This is a genomic window from Paraburkholderia kururiensis JCM 10599 = LMG 19447 (genome assembly GCF_003986935.1).
GTDB lineage: Bacteria > Pseudomonadota > Gammaproteobacteria > Burkholderiales > Burkholderiaceae > Paraburkholderia > Paraburkholderia kururiensis.
This window is the reverse complement of the sequence record NZ_RJZE01000005.1, coordinates 94,207-119,520: the sequence shown is the minus strand read 5'-3', so window position 1 is coordinate 119,520 and position 25,314 is coordinate 94,207. Positions and strand designations below refer to the sequence as shown.

Here is a 25,314-nt window from a genome sequence, read left to right as displayed (position 1 = left end):
TCTGCACATGCTTGCGGCAATCTTCTCGCAGTCGTCGGCAGACCATGGATCGCGCCTCGCGCGCACAGGGACCCCATCGATGAACACGACGAACCCGGGCACGGCACCCGACCCTGCAGCCTATGAGACCACCGCGCAGGACACCGCGCGCACGTCGCGCGTACAGCGCTCCGCCGCCGATACGCTTTTCGCACCCATCGCGCTCGCCATCTTCGGGCTCGCGGTGATGCTTCGCGTGTACCACCTCGACTATCTGCCGTTGTGGAACGACGAACTTTTTTCGCGCTACTACTACGACCTGTTCGGCGCGAAATTTCTCGTCACCACGGGGCTCACGCTCGAACCCACGCCGCCGCTCTACTACTTCATGCTCGAACCGTGGATGACGTTGTTCGGGCACAGCGAAGTGGCGTTGCGTTCGCTTTCGGTGGTGGCGTCGCTCGTGGCCTTGCCGCTCGTCTATGCGGTGGCGCGCGAGCTGTTCGGGCGCACGTCGATTGCGCTCGCCGCGGCCGCGCTGTTCGCCGTCTCGCCCATGGCCGTGTATTTCTCTCAGGAAGCGCGCGTGTATATGTTCACGCTGATTCCCGCGGGCATGATGTTGCTGGGCATTGCGCGATATCTGCGACAACAGCGCAACGGCGACTTGCTGCTCTACGCGGCAGGCGCCGTGATCTCGCTCTACAGCCACGCGACGTTCACGCTCGTGGTGGCCGCGTGCAACGTGGTGGTACTCGTGTCACTTGCGTTCGGCGCGCTACCAGGGGCCGCTGCGACGGATAGGGAAGCGCGCGCCACGCAACACGTCCGCGTGAGTGCGATCGTTCGCTGGCTGGCGGCGAACGTCATCGTCGGCATGCTGTGGCTGCCGCTTCTCATGGCGATGCTTTCCATCGGACGGCACGGCACCGGGCTCTCGTGGATTCCACCGCTGTCGTTTCGAGATCTGCTCGTGGTGGCGAGCGGGCTCGTGGCAGGCCCTATCGCGAGAATGCGCTTTCCCGGCATCGAAGTGGCGGCGCTGTTGCTTGCGGTCCTTGCCGTGACGCTATGGACCACGCGCATGCCGCGGCGCGCGATGGCGGTGCTGGTCGCCATCCCCATGCTGTTCGTCGTGCTTGCGACGCTCGCGAGCATCAAGCAGCCCATTCTGTTGCCGCGCATTCTGTGCTGGATCACGCTGCCGCTCTCGGTGGCGCTGGCCTGGGCCGTCGTGGTGCCGTCGAGGCTGCGCCTCGCCGCACGTGTGGCCACGCTCATCGCATTCGGTGTGGGCCTCTACTGGCAGATCGCGCTCGCCGACGGCGCGAAGGCACCGCTGCGCACCGTGTTCGGCGACACGCGCACTGAGCTGATGCAGGCCGACGAAGTTGTGCTCGCGCCTTATACGTCGGCGGTGCTGCTTGCCTATTACGGGCCGCCGCTGCGCCAGCTGGTCAAGTGGCACGACCCCGCGGTGACGGGCATCGAGAACGAAGAGATGATCGAGAAGCTCGGCATCGCACGGCGCGACGTGCAAGAGGTGGCCAACGATATTCGAGCGGGCAAGCCGGTCGTACTCGTTTCGGCATCGCCGGACGCGCGCTTCATGCCGTTGCTGATGGACCAGGTGCCGGCGCCCGTGCGTCGCGTGGAATCTACCTGCAACGTGGTGCCGCTGCATGGCGTGAAGCCGCCGCCTTGCATTGCTGTCTACGCCTGGAACACGCGCAGCGCGACGATGTCGGGGAGCACAGGCAATGTGGGCAATGCAGGCAAGGTGGGCAACACCGGCAACGGACCCACCCAATGAGCACACAGGAAAGGGCCGTGCGCGACGAGTCCGCCCGCCATCCCATCGACTATGGCGGGAAGCGCCGCTTCAAAGCCCGCGTACTGCGCTTTGCGCGCTACGCGCTGATGGGCCTCATGGGGACCGCCGTGCAGTACGCGCTGCTCGTGGCGCTCACCGCGACGCATGCCGCGAGTGCCGTCATCGCTTCCACCGCCGGTGCGGCGGCGGGAGCGGTGGTCAACTACGTCCTCAATTACCGCATCACGTTTCAAAGCAGCGCGAAGCACGCACACGCGGCGCCGCGTTTTTTCGTGGTTGCGGCGGCCGGCATGGCGGTCAATGCGTGGGTGATGCACGCACTCGTCGAGCGCCTGCACGTCTATTACCTGCTCGCGCAGTGCGTGGCGACCGGCGTGGTGCTGCTGTCCGGCTTCGTCGTCAATTCGGTGTGGTCGTTTCGGGCGCGATATTCGGGCTGAAGACCGCCGGACTCACCGCGCGCGGCGTCCACGCAGGCCTCGGTCAGCGCGGCGAACGAAGCGGCGGGGCGTGGCAGGTCGTCGTGAGCGGAGGTATCGTTCTCGCGTGCCGATGGCGCGAGATCGGACACATCGGGTACGCCTTCGGTGTCGTTCGGCAATGCGATGCCGAGTACCAGATTCGTCGCGCGCGGCTGCAATCGCCGTATGAGATTGCGTAGCCAGGGCGGGGCTTCGCGCGCGTGCAGCGTCGCGATACAGATCACGGTGTCGCGAGGCGGCCGGGCGTCGTCCATGCGTGTGCGGGAGAAGCGGTCCGAGCCCGTCACGGTGGCTTCGACGCCGCGCCGGTTCAAGAGCTGGGCCGTGGCGGCGGCCACGATGCCGTCGTACTCGCCGCGGCCGCGAACGCAGAGCACCGGCCTGCACGTGCGGTCATTCACCGGCGCGCCGCGCGCAGCACTGCCCGGCCGCGCCTGCCGGCTTTTTCGGCTCTCACCGCGTTCGGACAAGGAGGCCGAAGCCGACGCAGAGGCCGCCATCCCGGCCGCATCGCTGACTGCATCCCCGGCGCCGGCCGCATTCGACGCCAGCCCGTCCATCACCGCGAACGCCGTGCGGCGCACGCGCGTGATCTGCTCAGGCGGCACGACACCGCGCTCGACGTCGTCGTACGCCAGCCGCAGGCAATCCAGCAGCACCTCGTCGTACCACGCTTCCAGCGGCCGGCCCGCGAGCACCGTATCGGCCTGGGCGAGGGCGTCGGCGGCGTCGCCGGCCAGCAAACGGTGATAGAGGTTTTCGCCGGGCGTGAGCACGGGGTGATCGCCAAACAGCACGTCGAGAAATTCCACGCGCTCCACGTGTCGCCCCAGCGTGACGAGGCACAGCGTAAGCGGTGTGGACAGCACGAGCCCCACGGGCCCCCAGATCCAGCTCCAGAACAGCACGGAGACGATCACGGCAAACGGCGAGAGTCCCGTGCTGTTGCCGTAGAGCAGCGGCTCGACGAACTGCCCGGCGGCGAGTTCCACCGTCACGAAGAGAATCGCCGTCCACACGGCCATCCACCATCCGGGCCCGATGGCTGCGGCCAGCAGCACCGCGAGCAATCCCGCGATCCATGCGCCCACGTAAGGCAGGAAGCGCGCAAGCGCCGTTACCACGCCGAACAGCAGCGCGCCCGGCACGCCGATGATGGCGAGGCCGATGCACGCCAGCGCGCCCACCCCCGTGTTGATCGCCACCTGCGCGAGGAAATAGCGGCTCAGACGACGAGCGGCTTCGTCCATGGCGGTGGTCGTGCGATGCAGGTCGCGTGCCCCGAACAGGCGGATCAGCCGGTCGCGCAGGTCTTCCCGCTGCAACAGAATGAAGATCGCCACCACGGCGACGATGCCGGCAGTCTCCAGCGGACTCACCACCGGCGAGGCGAAGCGCTGCATCAGCTGGAGCGGCGAAGGCGTGGGTTCGTGGACTTCCACGGGCATCGGCGGGCGGTCTGAAGGACTCGCCGAGCGCTCGCGGTTCGCTTCGTCGTCGCGCGGCGGCGCGACGTGATTGAGCGCTCCCGAGGCGCGGCGCAGCAACGCGTCCGCGCGGCCAATCGTCTCTTCGTGCAGCACTTGCGCCTTGTGTTCGAACGCCGCCTGATAGCGGGGCAGGTCGCCGGCAAGCTGCGCCACCTGGGCGCCGATCAGTACGCCCGTCGCGGCGATCACCGAGAGCGCCACGAGCACCGCCGCGATCACCGACGGAACGTGGCGAAAGCCCACCCGCTTGAGCGCCGTGGCGAAGGGCGCCAGCAGGAAGCTCAGCAGCACGGCCAGCGTGATGGGCATGAGCACGGCGCGCCCGAAGTAGAGCGCGCAGATCGCGATGACGCCGGCCACCATCGAGGTCAGCGTGCGCAGGCCGGGCACCTCGGGCGGCCGCACGCGGGCATTCTCGCGTCGCGGGGGAAATGATGGATTCATGATAGGGACAAGGCGAGCAAGCCGCATGCCGCCTCTGCACAAAAGGCCGCCGAACACCACAAAAAGGCGCGACGGCGGGCGTGCGGCTCACTTACAATGGCCTGCGCCAGAACCGGTCGTTCATGTTTCCAGCATGCTGCGGGCGGATGTCCTGGACCAGATCATTGCCGCCAGCACGCGGGCGCACCGGCATCAAAACTGCGTCACCTACGAGAAGCAAAACGCGACGGTACACATGTACTCCATCCTGCCTGCGTTCGTATCCGCTCTATTTCTGGGGTTTGGGCTTTATGTGCTGCTCACCGAAGGCGTGACGCGCCTCTCGGTGCCATTTGCATTGATGTGCCTGACCACGTTCGCCTGGCAGGGCACGTGGGCGTTCCTGTTCCAGACGTCGAACCCCGAAGTGGCCGGCGTACTCGTCAAGTGTGGCTACTTCTTCATCCTGTTCCTGCCCACCACGTACTACCACTTCGTGACGGAAGTAGCGGCGCGGCGTGGGGAGCAGCCGCTTCTCGTCGCGTCGTACGGCGTTTCGGTGGTGCTCGCCATCCTGCTGCTGGTCACCGACGAGGTGATCTCGGGCTACGGCACGTTTTTCTTCGGCGATTACCCGCGCGCGGGGCGCCTGCATCCCGTGCACGTCGTGCAGACGGTGCTGCTTGCCATGCGCAGTGCATGGCTGCTGATTTCGGCGCGCAGCCAGTCGCGGGCGCGCGCGCGGCAGCGGCTGCTCGACCTGAGCCTCGTGAGTCTGGGTTTCTATTCGATTGCCGCCGTCGATTACGCCGTCAACTACGGCTGGCCGTTCTATCCGCCAGGGGTGTTGTTCATCGCGGTAAGCCTCGGCATTCTGGCCGTCACCATCGTGCGGCACGGGTTGATGCGGCCGTATCTGATTGCGGCCACCGTCGCTCACGAGGTGGCGACACCGCTTGCCGCCATCGGCATGCACGCCGAGGAACTCGGCACCGCCTTGCCCGAACTGCTGCGCGGCTACCAGCTCGCGGTGCAGCACCAGTTGCTCGTGAACGGGCTGTACCCGGGGCAGTCGGAGCGGCTGCCCACGCTCGCCTCGGCGATCCAGCGTCAGGTGGACAGCACGAGCACGGTCGTGGAGATGTCGCTTGCCTCGTTCACGCTCGACCGGCTGGACCGCCGCAGCTTCGTGCCGCATGCCATTCACGAGTGCATTCAGGCCGCGCTCGACCGCTTTCCGTTTGCGGCCTCGGACCGCGAGCGCGTCGTGGTGGCGCCCATCGATCCGTCGCTGCGTTTTTCCGGTTCGGATTCGCTGATCATTTTCGTGATCTTCAATCTGCTCAAGAATGCCTTGCATGCGATCCAGCATGCGGGCAAGGGCAAGATCGAGATCAGCGCCGTGCTCGAGGGCGGCTATTGCGTGCTGCGCTTCAGCGACACGGGGCCGGGCATCGCCCCCGAGGTGCTGCCGCATATCTTCGACCCGTTCTTCTCCACCAAGGGGCACGGCAACGGGGCTGGCATGGGGCTCGCGTTCTGCCGGCGCGTCTGCGAGGTGTTCGGCGGCGACATCGAGTGCGAATCGGTGCCCGGCGAGCACACCACGTTCACGCTGCGGCTGCCGGAGCCCGGGTCCTCGGCGGACCGCGCGCTGCACGATCCGCCGGGACGGTCCCGGCGCTGGGGCACAGGGCAGGGGTATGCCGGCTAGGCCGGCTTCAGGACTTCATGCCCGCCTGCCTTCACAGCCTCGCGTCCTCATGCCCTTGTGCCGTCACGCCGTGATGCCGTGATGCCTTGAAGCCCGTAGCGGGCTTGGGCAGGCGATGGCGGATGGTCCGCTCAGTTCGCGAGCGGCGGCAGGATCAGCTCATATTCCTTGACGCGTTCGATGATGCCCGCGGGGAACCGCCGGATCCGCTTGTTCGTGTCCGAGAACAGAATCTGCTGATAGCCGAGCGAGACGGGGCGCCCGTCCACGCAGAAGCGAAACAGCAGATACGCCGAGCACTGCCGCACCTGGAACGTGTTGAGGTAGCAGTCCACCCGCTGGAACGGGAACGTCTCTTCGACGTATTCCTGGTGCGCGCGCTTGGTGATGAACGCGCCGCCCGCGGCGAGCAGGTTGTTGTGCACGCACTCATGGAACCAGCGCTCGCGGCACACGCCTTGCCACTCGAAATAGCGTGCGAAGTAGGTGTTCTGGAAGGCATTCGAGTCCTTGAGGTAGATGTCGATAACGTGATGGAAGGTCTTGCAGGGACCGGACTCCATCATTTCCGGCGAAAGCATCGCGATACCGCGCGTGAGGGCCGGGGGAATCGTGTCTCGAACCAGCATGGGGAAACTCCTGAAACGAAAGGCTGCAGGCGGCAGCCGCGCGTTCCTTCCATAGGGAGGAACGCCCCATTCTGGCTTCCGAAAGCACTGTCAAAATTTTTGAGGGCGGCGCGAACGGTGCGGGAGCAGCGTTGAACGCGGCATGGCCCACACCTCGGCCAAACGGGGAGTTGCGCGGGGCGAGGATGCCGCCGGATAATCGTGGCGGTTTATCCGTCATTGGGCGGCAACGGCGTACTAAAACAACGATCGCCGGCCTGCGCGTCCCGTGACGTCCGTCCGGCGGGGGCAATGCGTGCGGTTCTGCATGCGCTCACAGGCACGCCGCACGGGCATTCACGTCAACCGGGGCATGCATGAATTTCTTCACCAGACAACCGTTGTTCTATCCCACGTCTGTCGTCTTCGTGGACGACAGCACCGACTTCCTGCATGCGTTGCAGGGCATCTTCGCCGACCGGCACCTGAACCGCTTTTTCACCGACCCTGCGGCGGCGCTGGACTTCCTGTCCTCACGTGCGCATGACGTGCCGCAGGAACGGTTCTCGGGAGCCGCCTATTCCGAGTTCGAAAAGAAAGGGGGCAACGCGTTCGGCCAGGACGCGCTGCATAACGAAGGGCGCTTCGAAGAGATCGCGGCCATCGTGGTGGATTACCAGATGCCGGGCATGGACGGCATCGAGCTGCTGTCGGCACTTTCCGGCATGTCGTGCGCCAAGGTGCTGCTCACTGGTACGGCGGACGAGCCGCGAGCCGTGGATGCATTCAACGACGGTCTGATCGACTTCTACCTGAAGAAGTCCGACGCCGGCATGTCGCGCAAGCTCACGTCGGCCATCGGGCAGGCGAAGCGCAAGCACTGCGCGCAGCGTGGGTACATCAGCGTGCACGACGTCGGCGCAGCCTATCGCGATGCGCGCACGCAGGCCGCGCTGAACGAGATCGCCGCGCGCGAGGGCGTTGTCGAGTATTACTGGCGGCCGGATCAGAACGCCGTGCTGATGTTCGACGCTGAGGGCGCGCCGAGCGTCTTTCTGGCCTGGGACGCCGCCGAATGGCAGTTCCAGTGTGAAGTCGTCACGGACGAAGGCGGTCCTCAAGCGTTGCGCGAAGCCATGGAGGCGCGCCGGCGCATGCCCGTGTTCTGGCCGTCGCAGGCGTACCGGCCAGGGCTTGCCGAGCCGCGCTTTGTCGCGCCCACGGCCATTGCCGACTGGGAAGGCGCTTTTTACGGCTGGACACGGCTGGATGCCGCGGCGGTGGAGCCCGGCGTCATGACGTTCGCGCGCTGGCGCGAGACGAGAGCGGCGACGCTGGCGTCGTCGTAACAGGCCGGTTCGGGATGCGGTTCAACGCGGCGCACAGCGGTTTGCGTTGCGGCGTGCGGCGCGGCGTGCCGGCATAAGGCGCGGCCGGCCGCCGCTCGCGTTGCAGCGCTGTCGCACACATTGGTCCGCTCAGCTTCCAAAGTAGAGCTGGCAGAAGCTGACCGGACCCACACACGAAGACATCGGCGTCTTCGCTTTCATGAACGTGTCGGGCAGGCCTGCGGCGCTCGATCCCGATACCGTGCCGCCCATGCTGCTCGCGGCATCCGCATGGCCATGGCTGTTCGCCTGCGCGACCTGTTGCTGATAGATCGGCGCGACGTCGGGGTACGAGGCGTCGGTGACGAAGCGCAGGCCGTTTTGCTCGGCCTGGACCAGTTCCGCACGTACTTCCGCGCGCGTCTTTTCCGCCGCGGACGCGGTCGTTGCGACACCGGCGGTCGCGAAGAGGGCAACGGCAAGGGCGATGAGTGAACGCGTTTTCATTTCGGTATCCTTAAGTAATGGATCGGGTGACCAGAGTCTGTGTTGCGGTACTCGGGAGAACACGGGCGAAGCGGGCATTATTCCCGCGTCGCGTTTTCAGGTTTTCCTGTGTGACGCCTGCGCGGGTGGCGTGGCGTCGGGCATGAAGCGCGGTCCAACGGGCGCCCATGCAACTGTGAACACAGGATTCGCGGCGGTTATTCCCGCCATTTTGCGGTGGCGAGAACAAACCGGCCGCTCATGCCCGGCCGAGGCGCACGGAAAGCGGTAGCCGGCGGGAGGAGAGGGAGGGGAGATGAGAGCGACGGGAGCGAGGGTCAACCTCGCCCCGAAGCGGAGCGCGGGCGCGAATCGAGTCACCCATGGGGCCGCCGATGAATCGCGGACCGCGCCTGATCAACCGCGTAAAATCAAAACGAATATGCGGCGGCTACCGCACTACCGGACTACCAGCCCCCTGTGCTGGCGCTCCAGCGGCAACAGGCAGGCAGCCGCGTCAAGTCGCATTGAAGCAGGTCAAACCGCGTTGGCCGCCGTGAAGTTCTTGTACGCCGCGTACGGCGACTTCTTCGTCACGCCGTCCGACAGCAGCACGCCGAAGTCGTCGCCGCCGCCCATGTCGATAAGCTCGTACATCATCACGCACTGCAGGTTGTACGTGGTGCGCAGCGAGTAGTACTCCTGCAGCGTGTTGGTCACGTAGGCCGCCTGGTTGGTCGACGTGTCGCCCGTGTAGTAGCCCCATTCCGTGATCCAGATCGGCACGCCGAACGAGGTCTGCAGGATCTGCAGCACGTTCGTGAGGCCCTGCGAGCCCGCACGCACGATGTCGCCCGAGGTTTCGTACCAGTGGTACATCGTGATGTCCCAGCGCACGGGCGTGGCGCCCGAGGTCGGCGTGGTGGTGCCGTTGGGCGTCTGGCCGTTCCACAGCATCTGCAGCGCGGTGTAGGCGAGCGGCACGCCCACGTTCACGCCGCACTTGATGTTCGGGTCCACAGACTTCACGCCGTCGATCATGCCGCGAATGATGCCGCGGAACGCCGGCCAGTACGACGGGTTGTAGTTGGACGGCGAGTTGCCCGCGCCGTTGCTGATGAGGCCCGTGGCGTCGAGTTCGTTGCCGCACTCGATGTAGCTGACAAGCCCCTTCAATACCTGCGCAATGGATTGCGCGAGCTGGTAGCCGTAGCTGTATGCCGTGCTCTCCGACGCGGTGAGGCTGTAGTTCATCGGGTTGATGCACGGCAGGATCGAGATGCCGCTGCCCTTGAACGCACCGTTTAGCGCGTTGGCCACCGTTTGTGCCATGCCCGCGTCCGCCACGTCCGCGCGATAGTTTGTGACGCCCAGGTCCTTGAGGATGGACACCTGCTGCGCGGCGGTCATCGATGCATACACGCCCGAGGTCCACGCGACGTGGCCGTTCATGCCGAAGAAGATCGGCCCGGGGGCCACGGCGGCAGCCGCGACGGTCGAGGCATTGCGCGGGTCCGTGGTCGCATTCCAGACGTTGTTCTGGTTGATGTACCAGTGGCCGCTCGCGTCGGCGGCGTAGATGGTGTGATTCCAGTACAGCAGCAGCGACGCCGCAACGGGGCACCCGGTATTCGCGCCGTTGCGCAGCACCGCGCCGTTGGCGAGGGTCCAGGGCATGCTGTTGCCGTCCGTGATTTCACGCTGCGGCGGAACGGTCGAGCCCGAGGCCGATTCGCGCGGATCGTAGGAGGCGACCCACGCGCTGTTGCGGTTCACGTACCAGAGGCCCGAGGCGTCCCAGGCGTAGATGGTGTGGTTCCAGTACAGAATCCACGAGGCGAGTACCGGGCAGCCCGTGTTCACGCCGGCGCGCAGCACAGCGCCGCCGCTCCAGGTCCAGCTCACGCCGTTGCCGTCCGTGATCGAGGCGGCGTTTGTCGGCACGACGGTGCCCGAGGCGGATTCGCGCGGATCGTTCGACGCTTTCCAGACGTTGTTGACGTTGATGTACCACGCGCCCGAAGCATTGGCTGCGTAGATCGTGCGGTTGTAATAGAGCACCACGGTGGCCGACACCGGGCACCCGGTGTTGGCGCCGGCGCGCAGCACGGCGCCGTTCGAGAGCGTCCAGGCCACGCCGTTGCCGTCGATGATCGAGGCCGCGGGCGGCACCGTGGTGCCTGACGACGATTCGCTCGGCGTGGCAGCCGCGATACGCTGGGACATCGAGGCGTTGGTGGCCGCAGCACTGCTGCCCGACGACGTTCCGCTGCCGCCCCCGCATGCGGCCAGCGCGAGGCTGCCGGCGCCGGCAAAGAGCCCGGCGAGGAAGCGGCGGCGCGTGGCCGGCCGGTTGCCGTCGATGGCGAAGCCCGGAATGGCCGGGACTACCGGAAGCGTCGCGCTTCCCACTGCGTGTTCTACCGAATGTGCTGTCTCTGTCGTCTTACCCACTTTCCGCGCCTGTCGAGAAATTACCGAAGGCGCGCAGTATAGGGTCATCCTCTTTCCATTTATTACCGTGTTAATAAATCAAATAAAATTAGTAATAGAAGTCTCGGATCGGGTGGCTTCGCGAAATGTTATTTCTTCGGTACCAGTTGCTTGGCGCTGTTTGAAAGGCTTGATAAGCGATTGATATGAAAAGACAAAAATATTGATGCGTGTTCTTTTTTACCTGGCACTTTTTTGTGCGGCGGAGAAATAACGTCCCTTTTGCGTTTTCTGCTTTTATTCGTACGATAAAAGCAATTCAATGTAACTTAATGTAAATGAAGGGTCGAAATCGGGAATGGCCGGGCATACCGAATTCGCGCTTCATCTCGTCTTGCTCCGTGGAGTGCAAGCTCGCTAAACGAAGCGTCGGGGCTTGACTCATACGCCGTCGTCGACCAACCTCGTCGCATCGTTCGCATGAGGTTCACGCATGGCACTTCCCCTCGTTCGGCTGGCTTCCCTTGATCCTGTCCGCGGCTTCGTTGCGGTCGGCCGGCGCATGAGCATCACGCTCGCGGCACAGGATCTTTGCCTCACGCAATCGGCTGTGAGCCGCCAGGTGCAGGCACTCGAGCAGATGCTGGGCGTCGCATTGCTCAAGCGCGGTCATCGAACGGTTTCGTTCACGCCGGAAGGCGAGCGGCTCTTTCGCGCGGCGGACAGCGCCGTGCAGCAACTCCAGGACGTCTTCGAACTGCTGAGCCAGTCGAAGCAGCGGCGCCCCGTCACCATCACGGCGAGCATCGGCGTGGCGTCGCTCTGGCTGTTGCCGCGGCTCGGGCGCCTGCAGCAGCGCCTTCCCGGCATCGACGTGCGCTTCGCCGCCACGGACAAGCCGCTCGATCTCCAGGCAGAGGGCGTCGATCTCGGCATTCGTTACGCGCCGGCGGCGAGGGCGCCGGCGAGCGCGCAACGTCTTTTCGAGGAAGCGATCGTGCCCGTGGCGCACCCGTCGCTCGCGGTGACGCAGCTCGATGCCGACACGCTCGCGCAGCACGTGCTGCTCGAATTCGACGGTGCGCGCCGGCCATTCCTGCAATGGCGCGATCACCTGGGTTCCATCGGACTGGCCGACGCGCCGGTTCGCAGCATCGTGCGATTCAACCAATACGATCAGGTCATTCAAGCCGCGCTCGCGGGGCAGGGCATCGCGCTGGGCCGCGTGCCGCTCGTGAGACCGTTGCTCGCCGAAGGCCGCCTCGCCGCGATTGGCCCGGACACGAACGGGCGCTCCACCGACTACGGCTACTGGCTCCATCAGGCCGACGAGCATCCGCGCGACGACGTGCGCGCCGTCGCAGCGTGGATCGTGAGCGAAGCGGAGTCTGGCGAGGCCTCTGGCACGTCGGGGCTGTAAACCTGCGCCCGGGTTCGCCCGGTTCGCATGCGTATGACGCATGCGATGCATGCCAAAGAATCGATTGAGACGTGGGGCTTCCAGGGCTCTAATGCGCCAACACGCGAACGCGTAAGGACGCTGGAACGAACCCTGAAGGAGACCACCGTGATCGAACCCGAAGCCGCCTGGCGGCGGCGCTGGCTGCTCGTGCTGGCGGGCGGCATTGTCATGGGCGCCGCCCTCGGCGTGCGCAACGTGCAGGGCCTTTTCCTGATGCCTGTGACACTGGACCATGGCTGGCCGCGCGAAGTCTTCGGCTTCGCGCTGGCGCTGCAGAACCTGCTTTGGGGCGTGTCGCAGCCTCTCACCGGCATGGTGGCCGACCGCTTTGGCTCGGCGCGCGTGATTGCCGCAGGCGCCGTGCTCTATGCCGTGGGACTGGTTGTGATGGCGCATTCCGCGACGGCCGGCTTCTATACCCTCGGCACGGGTCTGCTGGTGGGCGTGGCGCTGTCGGGCTGCGCGTTCGGTGCGGTGTACGGCGCCCTGAGCCGGCTTTTTCCCGCGGACCGTCGCGGCTGGGCACTTGGCGTGGCCGGCACGATTGGCGGCCTCGGTCAGTTTTGCATGGTGCCGCTTGCGCAGGACATGCTGACGGGCATCGGCTGGCGCAATGCGACGGTCGTGCTCGCGATCGTCATGCTCACCACGGCGCCGCTCGCGGTGTTCCTGCGCGACCGCCCCGTTGCCGCTCACAACGCGAATGCCGATGGAACGACCGCTGGCGTGGCGGCGCAAACCATCGCGGCCGCCGTGCGCGAGGCGCTTACGCATCGCGGCTACTGGCTTCTCAACGTCGGCTTCTTCGCGTGCGGCTTCCAACTCGCCTTCATCGCTTCGCACATGCCGGCGTATCTGCTCGATCACGGTCTCACCGCGCGTCATGCGAGCACGGCGCTTGCCATCATCGCGCTCGCCAATACGGCCGGCACGTTCCTGTGCGGATACGCAGGCGGTTTCCTGCGCCGCAAATATCTGCTCAGTGCGATCTACTTCGTGCGCGCGGCCACGATGCTGCTGTTCGTGCTGTGGCCGCTCACGCCTGTGAGCCTCTATGTGTTCTCGTTCGTCATGGGACTGATCTGGCTCGGCACGGTGCCGCTCACGAACGGCATCGTCTCGCAGGTGTTCGGCGTGAGGTACATCACGACGCTATTCGGCTTCGTTTTTCTGGGCCACCAACTGGGCAGCTTCTTCGGCGTGTGGCTGGGCGGCGTGGTGTATGACGCGACGCACTCGTACGATCTGCTCTGGTATGGCGCCGCGGCGCTGGGCGTGGTGGCCGGCGTGCTGCATCTGCCTATCGACGATGCACGCGTCGCGCAACGCGCACGGCCTCTTGCTCAGGTGGCGTGATGAAAGTAGCCGCGCGCATCGTGCCGAGCGGCCCCGCGGCGCTGGCGATAATCGGCCTCGCTGCCTTCGCGGTCTTCATTGCGTGGTGCTTCGCGGGCTACCTCACAGCCGCCGCGCTCGTTTCACTGCTCTCGGGCCTTTCGTTTTGCGGATGAAACGCGGTGTGCACGCGGCCGCGCGGTTCACACCGCGCGCTTCTGTTCTCGAATGGCCGGCCCTTCTTCGGCGAGGTCCCAGAACAATCCCGCCATGATCTGCAGCGACTGGCGCGCGATGCTGCCAAGCAGATGCTCGTTCGGCGCGTGCTGGGAACAGGCCGCGTACGAGTGCGGTACCCACAGCGTGGGCAAGCCGAGAATGTGCGCAAAAACGTCGTTGGGTAGCGACCCGCCCAGGTTCGGCAGCAGCGCCGGCGTTTCGCCGGTGGTGTGCTGTATCGACGCGAGGCACCAGCGCACCCAGGGATCGTCGGGGTCCAGCCGCGTTGCCGCCATGCGTGTGCCGCGCTCGCTCACTTCGATCTCGGTGAAGCCGTACGCGTCCAGATGCTCGCGAAGGCGACGCACGAGGTTCTCCGTGTCCGTGCCCACGACGTAGCGCAACTGGCAATGCGCGACGGCGTGGCCCGGAATCGCGTTCACGGGCGCATCGGGATTGCCGGTGCGAAACGCCAGTATTTCCAGCGCATTCCACGCGAACAGGCGTTCCACGGGCGTGAGGTCCGGCTCGCCCCAGGCAGGGTCGATCTCGGGATCGTTGGGGCCGCCGCCCACTTCGATGGAGCGCAGCGCCTCGCGCACGCTTTCCGGCAGTGTCTCGGGCAGGAGCCCTTTCACGAGAATGCGGCCGTGCGCATCGACCATCGTAGAGAGCGCGTTGGCGAGGCGAATGCCGGGGCTGCGCAGCAGGCCGCCCCAGTTGCCGGAATGATGCGCGCCCTCGCGCAGCTTGATTTGCAGCGTGAAGTTGAAGTTGCCGCGCGAGCCGAGAAAGAGCGTGGGGCGCGTGGCCGCCACGCGCGGGCCGTCCGAGGCGATGAACACGTCGGCAGCGAGCGCTTCGCGGTGCTGCGCGCACACCTCGGCGAGGCCTGGCGAGCCGGTTTCCTCGCCCATCTCGATGATCGCCTTCACGTTGTAGCCGAGGCGTCCGCCGCGCGCTTCGATCACCTGTTCGAGCGCCGCGAGGTTGATGGTGTGCTGGCCCTTGTTGTCGGCGGTGCCGCGCCCGTACCAGCGGTCGCCGTCCACGACGACGCGCCAGGGCGCGAGCCCTTCGCGCCACTGCGCGTCGTGTCCAGGTACCACGTCGCCGTGCCCGTAGGTCAGCACAGTGAGCGCTGCCGGATCTTCGATGCGCTCGGCGAGCAGGAACGGGCTCTTGCCGGGCACGGGGTTGTCGACGATGCGCGACGTGAAGCCGAGCGCCGCGAGCGCGGGCACCATGTGCTCGCGCAGATACGCATAGAGCGCGGGCTGCGAGTCAGGCAACTGGCTCTCGGTGCGCATGGCGACGCGCTCGTCGAGCACGTGCATGAAGCGGCCGTCGTCGAAGTAGGAAGTGGCCATGTCGATGGCGCGGCTACGGCTCATCGTGTCAGTCTCCAGATGGGGGCGGTGCATGAAGCGCGTCGGGGCCGGGCAGGCCGAGCCCCGGCGCGGGCGTCAAGACCGAGGAAAGCAGCGTCCGTGTGTAGGGATGCTTGGGGTTCGAGAAAATCTGCTCGCAACTGTTCTGCTCGACGATGCTGCCGCGATACATCACGGCGACGCGGTCCGCGAGATGCTCCACCACGCCGAGGTCGTGGCTGATGAACAGATAGCTGAGCCCGAACTCCGCTTTCAGATCGAGCAGCAGATTGAAAATTTGCGCCTGCACGGAGACGTCGAGCGCCGACGTCGGTTCGTCGCAGATCAGGATGGCGGGCCGCAGGATCAGCGCGCGGGCAATCGCCACGCGCTGCCGCTGGCCGCCCGAAAGCTGATTCGGATATTGCCCGTGCGTGCGCTCCGGCATGCCGACGAGGTCGAGCATGCGTTTGACTTCGGCGGCTTGCTCTGCGGCAGTGCCACGTTTGTGCAGCCATAGCGGCAACCCGACGATCTGCGCCACCGTTTTTCGTGGGTTCAGAGACGAGTAGGGATCCTGAAAAACGGGCTGGATTCGCTGCGCCAACTGTCGCGCGCCACGCGGATCGATCTGGCGGCCGTCCACGAGAATGCTGCCTGTGGTGGGTGTGACGAGACCCAGCAGCATCTTCGCGAGCGTGCTCTTGCCGCAACCTGATTCGCCGACGAGGCCGAGTGTTTCGCCGCGATAGAGCCGCAGCGAGACGTCGTCCACGGCCTTCAATGGATGCGGTTTGCGAAAGAGCCCACGGCCCAGTTCGAACGTGCGGGTGAGTGCGCAGAGTTCGAGCGCGATGTCGCGGGTCTGGGCGGTCGCCGCGTTGACCTCGGCCATGCGAGACGGCAGATCGGCTTGAGCCGGGCTGGCAGGCAACGAATGCGCAACGGCGTTCATGACGTCACCTCGGCAGTTGCGCCGGCGGAGAGCACACAACGGGAAAGATGCTGCGCGTCCACTTCGGCAAGCGCGGGCGTTTGCAGGCATGCATCGTGTGCCAGCGAACAGCGGTTGCGGAATGCGCAGCCCGAGAACTCGCCCACGAGCGACGGCACGACGCCCGGAATGGCTTCGAGCTTGCTGCCGGGCCGCGTCTTGCCGCGCACCGGAATGCAGTTGAGGAGCCCGCGCGTATAGGGATGGCTGGGCTGCGCGAAGAGATGCGGCGCAGAGGCTGTTTCGACGATCTGCCCCGCGTACATCACGGCGACGCGATCTGCGATGCGCGAGACCACACCGAGGTCGTGCGTAATGAACAAGACGGCCGCTCCCATTTCCTGCTGCAACTCGCGCAACATGTGCAGGATTTGCGCCTGAATCGTGACGTCGAGCGCGGTGGTGGGTTCGTCGGCCACGATCAGGTCGGGCTCGCACATCAACGCCATGGCGATCAGCACGCGCTGGCGCAGGCCACCCGACAGCTGATGCGGATACTGGCCGAGCCGCTCAGCAGCATTCGTCACGCCTGTTCGCTCGAGCAGGTAGACCGCGCGATCGCGTGCCGCCCGGTGCGTCACCTTGCGGTGTTGCTGCAACGCTTCGCACAGCTGGTTGCCGAGCGTGTACGACGGGTTCAGCGACGTCATGGGCTCCTGAAAAATCATCGCAATGCGGTTGCCGCGCAGACGGCCCATGGCACGGTCGCCGAGCGCGAGCAGGTTGGTGCCGTCGAAGGCGAGACGTGTAGCGTGCCGCGTTGCGCGGCGCGGCAGCAAACCCATCAGCGCGAGCGACGTCATCGATTTACCGCAACCCGATTCGCCCACGATGCAAAGCGTCTCGCCGTGCGCAATTTGAAAGTCGATGCCGCGCACGGCGTGCAGCGTGCCGTTCGGTGTGGGCAGATCGACCCGCAGGTTTTCGACGTCGAGCAACAGGCTCATGGCTCGCTCCTTGTTGAGTGATCGTCTAGCGGCCGTCGGGCGTGGTGAGGTCGCGCATGCCGTCGCCCACCAGGTTGATGGCGAGCACGGTGAGCGCCAGCGCCGCGCCGGGAATGAGGATCACCCAGGGCTGGAAGAACATATACGTCTTGCCTTCTGAAATCATGAGCCCCCACGACGGCATGGGCGGCGGCACGCCGAGACCGAGGAACGAGAGCGTGGCTTCGAGCAGGATGGCGTGAGCCATTTCGAGCGTCGCCACGACGATCAACGCACCCGCGATGTTCGGCAGCAATTCGCGCAGCAGAATGTACGGCGTGGAGGCGCCCACGGCGCGGGCGGCCGCGATGAACTCGGCGTCGCGCAACTGCTGTGCCACGGAGCGGGATACCACCGCGAAGCGGTCCCACAGCAACAGGCCCAGCAGCAGGATCACCGTCTTCAGCGACCCGCCGATCAGCGACGACATGGCGAGCGCCACGAGCACCACCGGCATGGCGAGCCGCGTGGTGATGAGGTAGCTGATCACCGCGTCGACGCGTCCGCCGAAGTAACCCGCCAGCACGCCGAGCGTGGTGCCGATCAGCGCGGAAAGCGACGCCGCGCATACGCCGATCACAAGCGACACGCGGGCGCCGTAGAGCAGCCGGCTCAGATAGTCGCGGCCCAGCTTGTCGGTGCCGAGCACGTGGAGCCAGCTGCCACGCGGATTCCAGACGGGCGGCAGGAGCCGGCTTGCAAGATCCTGGGCATAGGGGTCGTGTGGCGCGAGGACCGGCGCCAGCGCCGCTGCGATGACGATGAGCACAAGCAGCACCGCACCGACCACGAGACTGCGATGATCGAGTGCGCGGCCGAATACGCGCCGCAGAACATGCCGGCGCGGCGGCAAGGCGAGGGTGAGCGCGGGATAGTGCGGCGGAGGCGATGACATGGGCGGCTCCTAGCGCGTACGAAGGCGAGGGTCGAGCGCGGCGTTGGCGATATCGGCAAGAAACGTGAGGCCGATGTAGAACATCGCGATGATCAGTACGACTGCCTGAACGACGGGAAAGTCATTGCGCGAAATGGCGTCCCAGGCCAGCTGGCCGAGCCCTTGCAGTGAGAAGACCGATTCGATCACCACGGACCCGCCCAGCATGAAGCCGAGTTCGACGGCGGCGAGCGCCACCACGGGAATCAGCGCGTTGCGTAGCGCGTGGCGGATCACGACCCGTGCCGGCGTGAGACCTTTGGCGCGCGCGGTGCGGATGTAGTCGGCGCCGAGCACGTCGAGCATGCCCGTGCGCGTGAGCCGCATCATGGCTGGCGTGGCGTAGTAGCCCAGCGCAATGGCCGGGAGTACGAAATGCTGCCAGCTGCTGTTGCCCGCCACCGGCAGCCACTTGAGTTCCACCGCGAAGACGAGGATCAGCGTGAGGCCGAACCAGAAGCTCGGCATCGCCTGGCCGATCACCGCGACGAAAAGTGCGAGGCGGTCCACCCAGGTGTCCCGATACAGCGCGGCGGCCACACCGAGCGGAATCGCGACGAGCACCGCGATGGCAAGCGCGATGCCGCCCAGTTTCAGCGTGACGGGCAGCCGTTCCGCAATCAGATCGACCACCGACGACTGGAAGAAGAACGAGCGCCCGAAATCCAGATGAACCGCGTGCCAGAGCCAGTCCAGATACTGCGAGGTGACGGGGCGGTCCAGTCCGAACTGGTGGCGCAGCGTTTCCACTTGCGCGGCGGTGGCTTCCGGTCCGGCGATGGCCGTGGCGAGATCGACGGACAGGTGCAACAGCGCGAAGCTGATGATCGATACAGTCAGCGCGACCGCGATGGCGAGCGCGAGGCGGCGAAGCGTGTAGGCGAACATGGCTGGACCGGTGAGTGACGAATGGGTAGTCGCTGCGGTTGTGGTCGTGCGCCTACTTCCAGGAGGCTTCGTAGAAACGCGGCAACTCGTCCGGGTACGCCTTGAAGTTCAGCGACGAGGTGAACGCGTAGTTGGTCGAATACGAGAAGAGCGGCGCCCAGTAGGCCTGTTCGCTGATGCGTGTGAGCGCCTTCGAGTAATTGACCTTGCGGATGCCCGCATCGTTCGAGGAGTCCGCGGTATCGAGCCACTTCTCCACGGTCGGGTCTTTGGCGCTGTCGTCGGGGCCGCCCTTGAAGTAGACGCTCGTGAACGCGGAGACGTCGTTCACCGAGAACGAGCCCCAGGCCTGGAACGTCATGGGCGTCTTGCCCGCGCGTTGCGCCGTGCGCAGCGCCGCGTATTGCAGGTAGTGAAGCCGCGCGTTGATGCCCACCTTGCGCAGATCGCCGATCATCGCTTCGGCATACTCGCGTTCGCGATACGCGTAGAGGTCGGTATCGAAGCCGTTCGGATAGCCCGCGGCCTTGAGCAGTTCGCGCGCCTTCGCCGGGTTGTACTCGTATTTCACGACGCCTGTCGTGTCACAGCCGAACTGGGTGCGAAAGCAGGCGGAGTACACGGGCTGACTGCCGCCGCGAACCAGGTTCCGGGTGAGCGAGGCACGATCGATGGCGTAGTTCACGGCCTGGCGCACGCGCACGTCCTTGAACGGCGAATTGGATGCGGACGTGCCTTGCGCATCCATGGAGAGGTAGCCGACGCGCATCGTCTCGCCGCCCACCACCGTGAGATTGGGCATCGACTTCAGCGAGTCGGCCTGGTCCGCGGGCACGCGCCAGATCCAGTCCACCGCGCCTGTCATGAGTTGCGCCGAGCGCGTTTCCGGATCGGGAATCACGACGAACTTGATCGTGCCGATTTTCGGTGTGCCGAGCGGGCTGTTTTTGAAATAGTTCGGATTCTTGACCATCGTTACGCCGACACCGGGCGTGACTGCGGTAATGCGATAAGGACCCGTGCCGACAGGCGCCTTGCTGAACCCTTCGAGCCCGACCTTCTTGAAGTACGCGGCCGGATAGATGGGCGTGGGGCCCGAAAGATACTCGAGCGCGGCCGGGAAGGGCGCCTTCAGGTTGACGCGCACCTGATAGTCGCTGATCTTCTCTGCGTTCTTGATCCAGTCGGTGTTTTGCCGCGTCACGACCTTCGAGTCGGGCGAGACGACGTAGTTGAAGGTGAACACGACGTCGTCCGCGGTGAAGTGGTCGCCGTTCTGGAAGTTCACGTCGTGGCGCAGGTCGAGCACGAGCGAGGTGGGCGACTCCCACTTCCACGTCGTAGCGAGTTCGGGCTTGTAGGCGCCCGTGGTGGGGTCGCGGTAGATCAGCGTGTCCCACACCATGTGCGCGACGATCACGCCTTCGCGCAGGTTGTTGTGGTACGGCGAGATGTTCTCGGGTTCGCTGTCGGACGCGTAGACGAGCGTGTCGTTCGCCTTGCCGGCGTACGCACTAACAGGCGCAAAGAGCGCAAGAGACAGCGAGAGACATGCGCCGGCGGCGAGTGCGAACGCCCGGGTACGACGGGTCATGGCGAGACTCCTGTGAACGCGGTGAATGTCCAAAGCGTTGCAATGACCCACCGGTGTACCGGCGCGTCATACGACCGTGCACCAAGACTAATCGGTGAATTTTGTTGCGACTATTATGGAAACAATAAATCTGCGTTGCCGAAATGGCACGGCAGGGCACGGCAGCGTATTGCCCAGCGGCGACCGCGTTCGAAGCACAAGCGAACCACCGGCAAAAGGGACACGATGAAACATCACCACCTTCAGGAAACGGCGCTTCGTTACTTTCTCGAAGTCGTGCGGGCCGGCTCGATCAGCGAGGCTTCCACCCGCCTGAACGTTGCCGGTTCCGCGATCAGCCGGCAGATCGCGCATCTCGAGGACGTACTGGGCACGCCGCTCTTCGAGCGACGCTCGCGCGGCATGGTGGCAAGCGCGGCCGGCGAAATGCTCGCGGTCTACGCGTTGCGCACAGCACTGGAGGCGGACCGGCTCGTTCAGGACATCGACGCATTGCAGGGGTTGCGGCGCGGACAGGTGCGGGTCGCGACGTCGGAAGGATTCGCCATCGAGTTTCTGCCGCAAACCATTGCCGAGTTTCGCAAGAAGTATCCGGGCATCGTCTTTCACACGGCTGTGTGCGCGCCCGCCACAGTCTCGCGGCGCGTGCGCGAAGGCGAGACCGACATCGGCGTTACGTTCAGCCGCACCCCGCAAAGCGACATCAAGATCGAGCACCGCGAGCCTGCGCCAGTGATGGCCGTCATGCGGCGCGACCATCCGCTCGCGCGTTTTCCGCAGGTGTCGCTCGCGCAGCTTTGCGCGTGGCCGCTGGCGTTGCCGGACACGAGCACGACCATCCGCCAGCTCTTCGACGTGGTGTCGAGCCAGCAGCGGCTCGCTATCGAACCCGTGATGGTCAGCAACTACATCGTGTCGCTGCACAACTTTGCGCTGGCCTCGGACGCGGTCTCGATCTCAGGCGAAGTCACCGTGCGCTCGCGACAGGTGCGCGGCGAGATGGCGCTCGTACGCATCAGCGATCGCGGCATGGACGCGCGCAGCATCGAACTGCAGACGCTCGTGGGACGCACGCTGCCCAAGGTGGTGCAGTTGTTTCTGGAGTTCTTGCGCGCGCAACTCGCGAATATCGGCGCAAAGGCAGACAGCGCTTCGTGAGAGCGCAGCAAGACCCGCGCGAGCGCGCTCAGGCGCAGCGTGCGAAGCGTGAACGCACCCCTGCAGGGTGGTGCGACAGCTATCGGGTGGCGATGGCGGCGGCTGCGCCCGCCATCATCGTCGCGCTCGCACGGTTGGCGATCTTCACGGCGCGGCGGTTCGTCAGCAACTTGCGCGCGCGAGCCGCCACCATGGCCCAGCCGAAATCCACCATCATCAGGACGATCAGCATGGTCGCCGTCAGCTCGAGCCACGCCACCGTGCTCACGCGTGAGAGATCCACGATCGTGGGCAGCAGCGCGAGATAGAAGACCATGATCTTCGGATTGCCAAGCGTCACCATGAGTCCCGCCACGAACATGCGCCATGGCGACTGGCCACGCGGCAGTGCGCTTTCGCGCACGTCGGCGGGCGCGTGCCACATCTTCCACGCGAGATAGAGCAGATAGGCGACGCCCGCGAATTTCACGGCCATGAATGCAAGGGCGAACGTATGGGCGAGCACGGCGAGCCCCGTCACCGCGCAGGTCAGCCACAGCGCTTCGCCAATCCACATGGCGGCCAGAAAGGGCAACACGTCGCGCACGCCATTGGTGAGCACGCGTGCGACGAGCGCAGCGATGCTGGGGCCGGGCGAGCCGGCGGCCACGATCAGCGCGAGTGCGAATACGGACAGACCTGAGAGTGTCATTGACGTGTCTCCATGCCGGACGCTGCCTGCGATGGGCGCGTGGTTGCGGGGTGGCATCGGCGCCTGAAGGCGAGCGGACGTGGAGGTCCGCTTCGAGGCCGTGGCGAAATGGTAATACAGCCCGCTCGTGGGCGTTTCGCCGTTATTGTTGTGATGGGGCGGCCGGCAAGGTGTTGACGGCGAGGGGCGGCTGGCGACGTTTAGCGCGTCGCAGCGCCGCGTTCGCCTGTCTACGATTAACTTCTACTCAGTACAGTTTCTTTGGCGGCAACGATCGCTTGATCTGTTTTCGCAGCCGGGCGACAGCCGCGTCCTTCTTCCGTTTGCGCTTCGCCGTGGGCGTTTCATAGGCCATTCTGGCGCGCAATTCCTTGAGAAGACCCGTGTTCTCGATGGAACGTCGGAAGCGACGCAGTGCAACCTCTACGGGCTCGTTCAGCTTGGGGGTTACGGTAGTCAATTCTTTCCTGGATATGAGTTGGCGTGGTGAATCATCTGGGCATCCGCGGCGGCGATGCATTGCGCCATCGACATTGAACGACATTCGACGGGAGGCCACTGTCTGTACGGCGCCTCCTGTGCCCGGCGTTTTTGCCCCCTGGCCGCACGATATTCACCCGAGCCGGGGGATACGATTCGGATTCCGATCGAATGCAGTGCGGAGTGCGGCGCTGCTGCTGAAGCGCACTATACGCATGATGCCTGAGTGTGTAACGCTATTTCCTGCTCAAATTACCGGCAATTCCGCATCTTTCGTGCTGTTACGTTTGGCGACGTGAAATGAGTTGACCCGGTTGCGCGATCCGCGTATCGTACGCGGCTGAAGTATTCAGGAAGTTCAATTGGTGTCGTCTCTTGTCCGCCATTTGCGCGGAGTTCGTTTTCCTCTTTCTCCCTCTTGGTGCTTCCCCGCTGCCCCGTGGCGCGGGAATGATCAATTTATTTTTTTGAGGGATTCATCATGAATACCGGTACGGTCAAATGGTTTAACGAAGGTAAGGGTTTTGGTTTCATCACGCCGGATGAAGGCGGCCCCGACCTGTTTGCGCATTTCTCGGAAATCTCCGGCGACGGTTTCAAGACGTTGGCTGAAAACCAGAAGGTCAGCTTCGAAACGAAGCGTGGCCCGAAGGGCCTTCAGGCGTCCAACATCAAGCCGCTGTAAGTCTTTCGAGCGTTCGCCGCACTCGCCGCGAACGCTTTCCCATCGTATTCCTCGACCGTTTTTCGGCGGGGAATACACCTCAGGTTGCATCCCCCAAGGCTGGTTCTCCGATCTGAATAGATCTGCGTTCCTTTACGGAAAGGCGCGGTCGCACACCCATGTTTAATTTCATCACCAATAATGCAAATTTCTTCCACCAGACAATACCGCGGTTATGCGGTTTCGCCGTCTGCTCACTGTTTGCCTGACGGCTGTTTTTCCTCAAACGTATTGCTCTCGCGGTCCGACGTCCATTCCGGATCAGCGGTTTACGAGTTTTATTCGATCGGATATTTCAGTTCCGAAGAAGACGCCATCGGCTACTCTGACCGATGGGCGCGCGACTGGATCGATACGCGCGGCTGACGCCTCGCTGTCGACACAGATCACCGATCGCGCGTCGCTTAGCCGAAACGCGCGTCCAGCCACTCCTGTGCCCAGATTTTTGCGTACGCAACAGCGTCTTCGCGTACGTCGAACCCCGCCAGATCGCCGCTCGTATGAATGTCGCATGCGCTACCGTCCGCGCGGCTAGTGCTGATGCGGGCGTGCGCGATGTATTCGCCGTCGGCCCGACGTGGTGTGGGGTCAATGGTGAATCGCGTCGAATTGAAGTGCATGTGCTTTCCTTGCCTGACTGCCGCGGCCGCGGGTGCGAAGATCGCCCCTGGCCCCTGTTCACGCTTGCAGATCGAGAACGTTCGTGTTCAGAGGGCAGGTATCGATGAGGTGTTCCGCGTACGCGGTCGATGCACGCCTCGCGTCGCCGGCGTTCCGGAAGGGCGTTGCGCTCGACAGTCTGAATACGCGGCTGCGCGATATCCCGTTCGAGCTTCCCGGTTCCTGGATTCGTACAGCAGCGTCGAACCCTTCGTCGTAGTTATGCCCCAACCCGGGCTCGGTTGCGCGATGCGGATAGACCAGCGGATAAATTTCCAGACCGCGATAAAGACGCAAACCTGTTGTCATGGGATACCTTTGAGGCCGCATCACCACGCGGCGGAGGGGAGGGAGTGTGAGCGGCCGGATTCAGTGTTCACACGATCGGCCGGTTTGTTCGGCCCGCAAGGAAGGCGCGTGGCCGATTCCCATTCGACAGGAGACGGGCGGGGCGCCGGGAACGGACGAGGGGCAATCGACCGCCTCATGCTACGCCCATTGCCCGATTTGTACAGCGGAAATTCTGGAGCTATCGCGGCGGTCGCGAAGCGGGAGAAGAGCATCGACCGCCGGCGTCTACGCTGCATCACGCGCGCAGACGAGGTTGCAGCCGGCGCTCTCGTGCCTTCGCGTCTCAGCGGCGGCGAAAGGCTGCGCGTTGCGCTGTGCCGCCGCTGCGCTCGTCTTTGTGCCGGAAATTGATCCGGCCTTTCGTCAGGTCATACACCGACAGTTCCAGCGTGACGCGGTCGCCCGCAAGAATGCGGATGTGGTTCTTGCGCATACGGCCCGATGCGTAGGCGCCCACCACGACGCCATTGTCCAGCGTGACGCGGTAGCGGCTGTCCGGCAGCACTTCGTCAACGATACCGTCGAGTTCAAGCAATTCTTCTTTAGCCATTCAAGGTTCCTGGTCAATGGGCGCGGCATCGGTCGAGATGCCGCACGGGGAAGAAGCCACGAGCGTTGTACAACAAGCGCTCGCGCGGGAATGGAAAGCCTGCGGTCTGCTGGTGCCCAGCGTCCGGAATGGATCTCACGG

The 25,314-nt window shown here is 64.8% G+C and carries 24 protein-coding genes; 10 read left to right on the top strand and 14 right to left on the bottom strand.

The window, feature by feature from the left end; genetic code table 11:
• Positions 1-79: 79 nt before the first annotated feature.
• Together PKKP23_RS07490 and PKKP23_RS07485 are read left to right on the top strand one after the other, a co-directional pair.
• Positions 80-1,792 (top strand): glycosyltransferase family 39 protein, encoded by a 1,713-nt coding sequence (locus PKKP23_RS07490; protein WP_161978084.1) that lies wholly within the window; start codon positions 80-82, stop codon positions 1,790-1,792.
• The gene (locus tag PKKP23_RS07485) at positions 1,789-2,253 is read left to right on the top strand and encodes a GtrA family protein (RefSeq protein ID WP_126876420.1); all 465 of its coding nucleotides are present in this window, start codon (positions 1,789-1,791) and stop codon (positions 2,251-2,253) included. The genes PKKP23_RS07490 and PKKP23_RS07485 overlap by 4 nt, the downstream gene beginning before the upstream one ends.
• On the opposite strand, the gene PKKP23_RS07480 is transcribed toward PKKP23_RS07485, so the two are convergent.
• A complete protein-coding gene (locus PKKP23_RS07480) occupies positions 2,157-4,229 on the bottom strand; it encodes an AI-2E family transporter (protein ID WP_240658813.1) in 2,073 nt (690 codons plus the stop codon). The genes PKKP23_RS07485 and PKKP23_RS07480 overlap by 97 nt on opposite strands.
• A gap of 235 nt (positions 4,230-4,464) precedes the next feature.
• On the opposite strand from PKKP23_RS07480, the gene PKKP23_RS07475 reads away from it, so the two are divergent.
• A complete protein-coding gene (locus tag PKKP23_RS07475; protein ID WP_126876558.1) occupies positions 4,465-5,922 on the top strand; it encodes a sensor histidine kinase in 1,458 nt (485 codons plus the stop codon).
• A 131-nt stretch (positions 5,923-6,053) separates the two neighbouring features.
• Here PKKP23_RS07475 and PKKP23_RS07470 read toward each other — a convergent pair whose 3' ends face one another.
• Positions 6,054-6,551 carry an acyl-CoA thioesterase gene (locus PKKP23_RS07470; RefSeq protein WP_126876419.1) on the bottom strand — a complete coding sequence of 166 codons (498 nt, stop codon included), beginning with the start codon at positions 6,549-6,551 and terminating at the stop codon, positions 6,054-6,056.
• A gap of 356 nt (positions 6,552-6,907) precedes the next feature.
• On the opposite strand from PKKP23_RS07470, the gene PKKP23_RS07465 reads away from it, so the two are divergent.
• Positions 6,908-7,879: a response regulator gene (locus PKKP23_RS07465; protein WP_126876418.1), complete on the top strand. Its 972-nt coding sequence runs from the start codon at positions 6,908-6,910 to the stop codon at positions 7,877-7,879.
• A 129-nt stretch (positions 7,880-8,008) separates the two neighbouring features.
• Here PKKP23_RS07465 and PKKP23_RS07460 read toward each other — a convergent pair whose 3' ends face one another.
• Positions 8,009-8,365 (bottom strand): DUF4148 domain-containing protein, encoded by a 357-nt coding sequence (locus tag PKKP23_RS07460; RefSeq protein WP_126876417.1) that lies wholly within the window; start codon positions 8,363-8,365, stop codon positions 8,009-8,011.
• A gap of 516 nt (positions 8,366-8,881) precedes the next feature.
• Positions 8,882-10,798, bottom strand: a complete 1,917-nt coding sequence (locus PKKP23_RS34465; protein WP_240658811.1) for a glycosyl hydrolase — start codon at positions 10,796-10,798, stop codon at positions 8,882-8,884.
• Positions 10,799-11,270: 472 nt separating this feature from the next.
• On the opposite strand from PKKP23_RS34465, the gene PKKP23_RS07450 reads away from it, so the two are divergent.
• The 3 genes from PKKP23_RS07450 (at position 11,271) to PKKP23_RS34055 (ending at position 13,750) form a co-directional block, all read left to right on the top strand.
• Positions 11,271-12,197 carry a LysR substrate-binding domain-containing protein gene (locus PKKP23_RS07450; RefSeq protein ID WP_126876416.1) on the top strand — a complete coding sequence of 309 codons (927 nt, stop codon included), beginning with the start codon at positions 11,271-11,273 and terminating at the stop codon, positions 12,195-12,197.
• 147 nt (positions 12,198-12,344) lie between these two features.
• Positions 12,345-13,595, top strand: coding sequence for an MFS transporter (locus PKKP23_RS07445; protein ID WP_126876415.1), 1,251 nt, complete (start codon positions 12,345-12,347; stop codon positions 13,593-13,595).
• Complete coding sequence (locus tag PKKP23_RS34055) at positions 13,595-13,750, top strand: hypothetical protein (RefSeq protein ID WP_168724542.1); 156 nt, start codon at positions 13,595-13,597, stop codon at positions 13,748-13,750. The genes PKKP23_RS07445 and PKKP23_RS34055 overlap by 1 nt, the downstream gene beginning before the upstream one ends.
• A gap of 27 nt (positions 13,751-13,777) precedes the next feature.
• Here PKKP23_RS34055 and PKKP23_RS07440 read toward each other — a convergent pair whose 3' ends face one another.
• From PKKP23_RS07440 to PKKP23_RS07415, 6 genes are read right to left on the bottom strand one after another with little or no spacing between them, the layout of a single operon-like run.
• Positions 13,778-15,187 carry a M20 family metallopeptidase gene (locus tag PKKP23_RS07440; protein WP_126876414.1) on the bottom strand — a complete coding sequence of 470 codons (1,410 nt, stop codon included), beginning with the start codon at positions 15,185-15,187 and terminating at the stop codon, positions 13,778-13,780.
• 4 nt (positions 15,188-15,191) lie between these two features.
• Positions 15,192-16,058 (bottom strand): ATP-binding cassette domain-containing protein, encoded by an 867-nt coding sequence (locus tag PKKP23_RS07435; protein ID WP_126876556.1) that lies wholly within the window; start codon positions 16,056-16,058, stop codon positions 15,192-15,194.
• A gap of 56 nt (positions 16,059-16,114) precedes the next feature.
• Positions 16,115-17,104, bottom strand: coding sequence for an ABC transporter ATP-binding protein (locus PKKP23_RS07430; RefSeq protein WP_126876413.1), 990 nt, complete (start codon positions 17,102-17,104; stop codon positions 16,115-16,117).
• A 25-nt stretch (positions 17,105-17,129) separates the two neighbouring features.
• Positions 17,130-18,038 carry an ABC transporter permease gene (locus PKKP23_RS07425; RefSeq protein WP_126876412.1) on the bottom strand — a complete coding sequence of 303 codons (909 nt, stop codon included), beginning with the start codon at positions 18,036-18,038 and terminating at the stop codon, positions 17,130-17,132.
• A 9-nt stretch (positions 18,039-18,047) separates the two neighbouring features.
• Entirely contained in the window at positions 18,048-18,965 is a 918-nt protein-coding gene (locus PKKP23_RS07420; RefSeq protein WP_042301383.1) for an ABC transporter permease, read from the bottom strand.
• 52 nt (positions 18,966-19,017) lie between these two features.
• On the bottom strand, positions 19,018-20,559 hold the full coding sequence (locus tag PKKP23_RS07415) for an ABC transporter substrate-binding protein (RefSeq protein WP_126876411.1): 1,542 nt from the start codon (positions 20,557-20,559) through the stop codon (positions 19,018-19,020).
• A 225-nt stretch (positions 20,560-20,784) separates the two neighbouring features.
• Between PKKP23_RS07415 and PKKP23_RS07410 the strand changes: the two genes are divergently transcribed.
• Positions 20,785-21,717 carry a LysR family transcriptional regulator gene (locus tag PKKP23_RS07410; RefSeq protein ID WP_017777516.1) on the top strand — a complete coding sequence of 311 codons (933 nt, stop codon included), beginning with the start codon at positions 20,785-20,787 and terminating at the stop codon, positions 21,715-21,717.
• Between the two features lie 79 nt (positions 21,718-21,796).
• On the opposite strand, the gene PKKP23_RS07405 is transcribed toward PKKP23_RS07410, so the two are convergent.
• Entirely contained in the window at positions 21,797-22,408 is a 612-nt protein-coding gene (locus PKKP23_RS07405) for a LysE family translocator (protein WP_126876410.1), read from the bottom strand.
• Between the two features lie 247 nt (positions 22,409-22,655).
• Positions 22,656-22,868, bottom strand: coding sequence for a 30S ribosomal protein S21 (gene rpsU / locus PKKP23_RS07400; RefSeq protein WP_026121993.1), 213 nt, complete (start codon positions 22,866-22,868; stop codon positions 22,656-22,658).
• Between the two features lie 501 nt (positions 22,869-23,369).
• On the opposite strand from rpsU, the gene PKKP23_RS07395 reads away from it, so the two are divergent.
• A complete protein-coding gene (locus PKKP23_RS07395; RefSeq protein ID WP_017777519.1) occupies positions 23,370-23,573 on the top strand; it encodes a cold-shock protein in 204 nt (67 codons plus the stop codon).
• A 180-nt stretch (positions 23,574-23,753) separates the two neighbouring features.
• Entirely contained in the window at positions 23,754-23,978 is a 225-nt protein-coding gene (locus tag PKKP23_RS34460; RefSeq protein ID WP_081601925.1) for a hypothetical protein, read from the top strand.
• 38 nt (positions 23,979-24,016) lie between these two features.
• Here PKKP23_RS34460 and PKKP23_RS07385 read toward each other — a convergent pair whose 3' ends face one another.
• Together PKKP23_RS07385 and infA are read right to left on the bottom strand one after the other, a co-directional pair.
• Positions 24,017-24,232, bottom strand: coding sequence for a hypothetical protein (locus tag PKKP23_RS07385; RefSeq protein ID WP_017777520.1), 216 nt, complete (start codon positions 24,230-24,232; stop codon positions 24,017-24,019).
• A 674-nt stretch (positions 24,233-24,906) separates the two neighbouring features.
• The gene (gene infA, locus PKKP23_RS07375; protein ID WP_017777522.1) at positions 24,907-25,173 is read right to left on the bottom strand and encodes a translation initiation factor IF-1; all 267 of its coding nucleotides are present in this window, start codon (positions 25,171-25,173) and stop codon (positions 24,907-24,909) included.
• Positions 25,174-25,314: the final 141 nt, after the last annotated feature.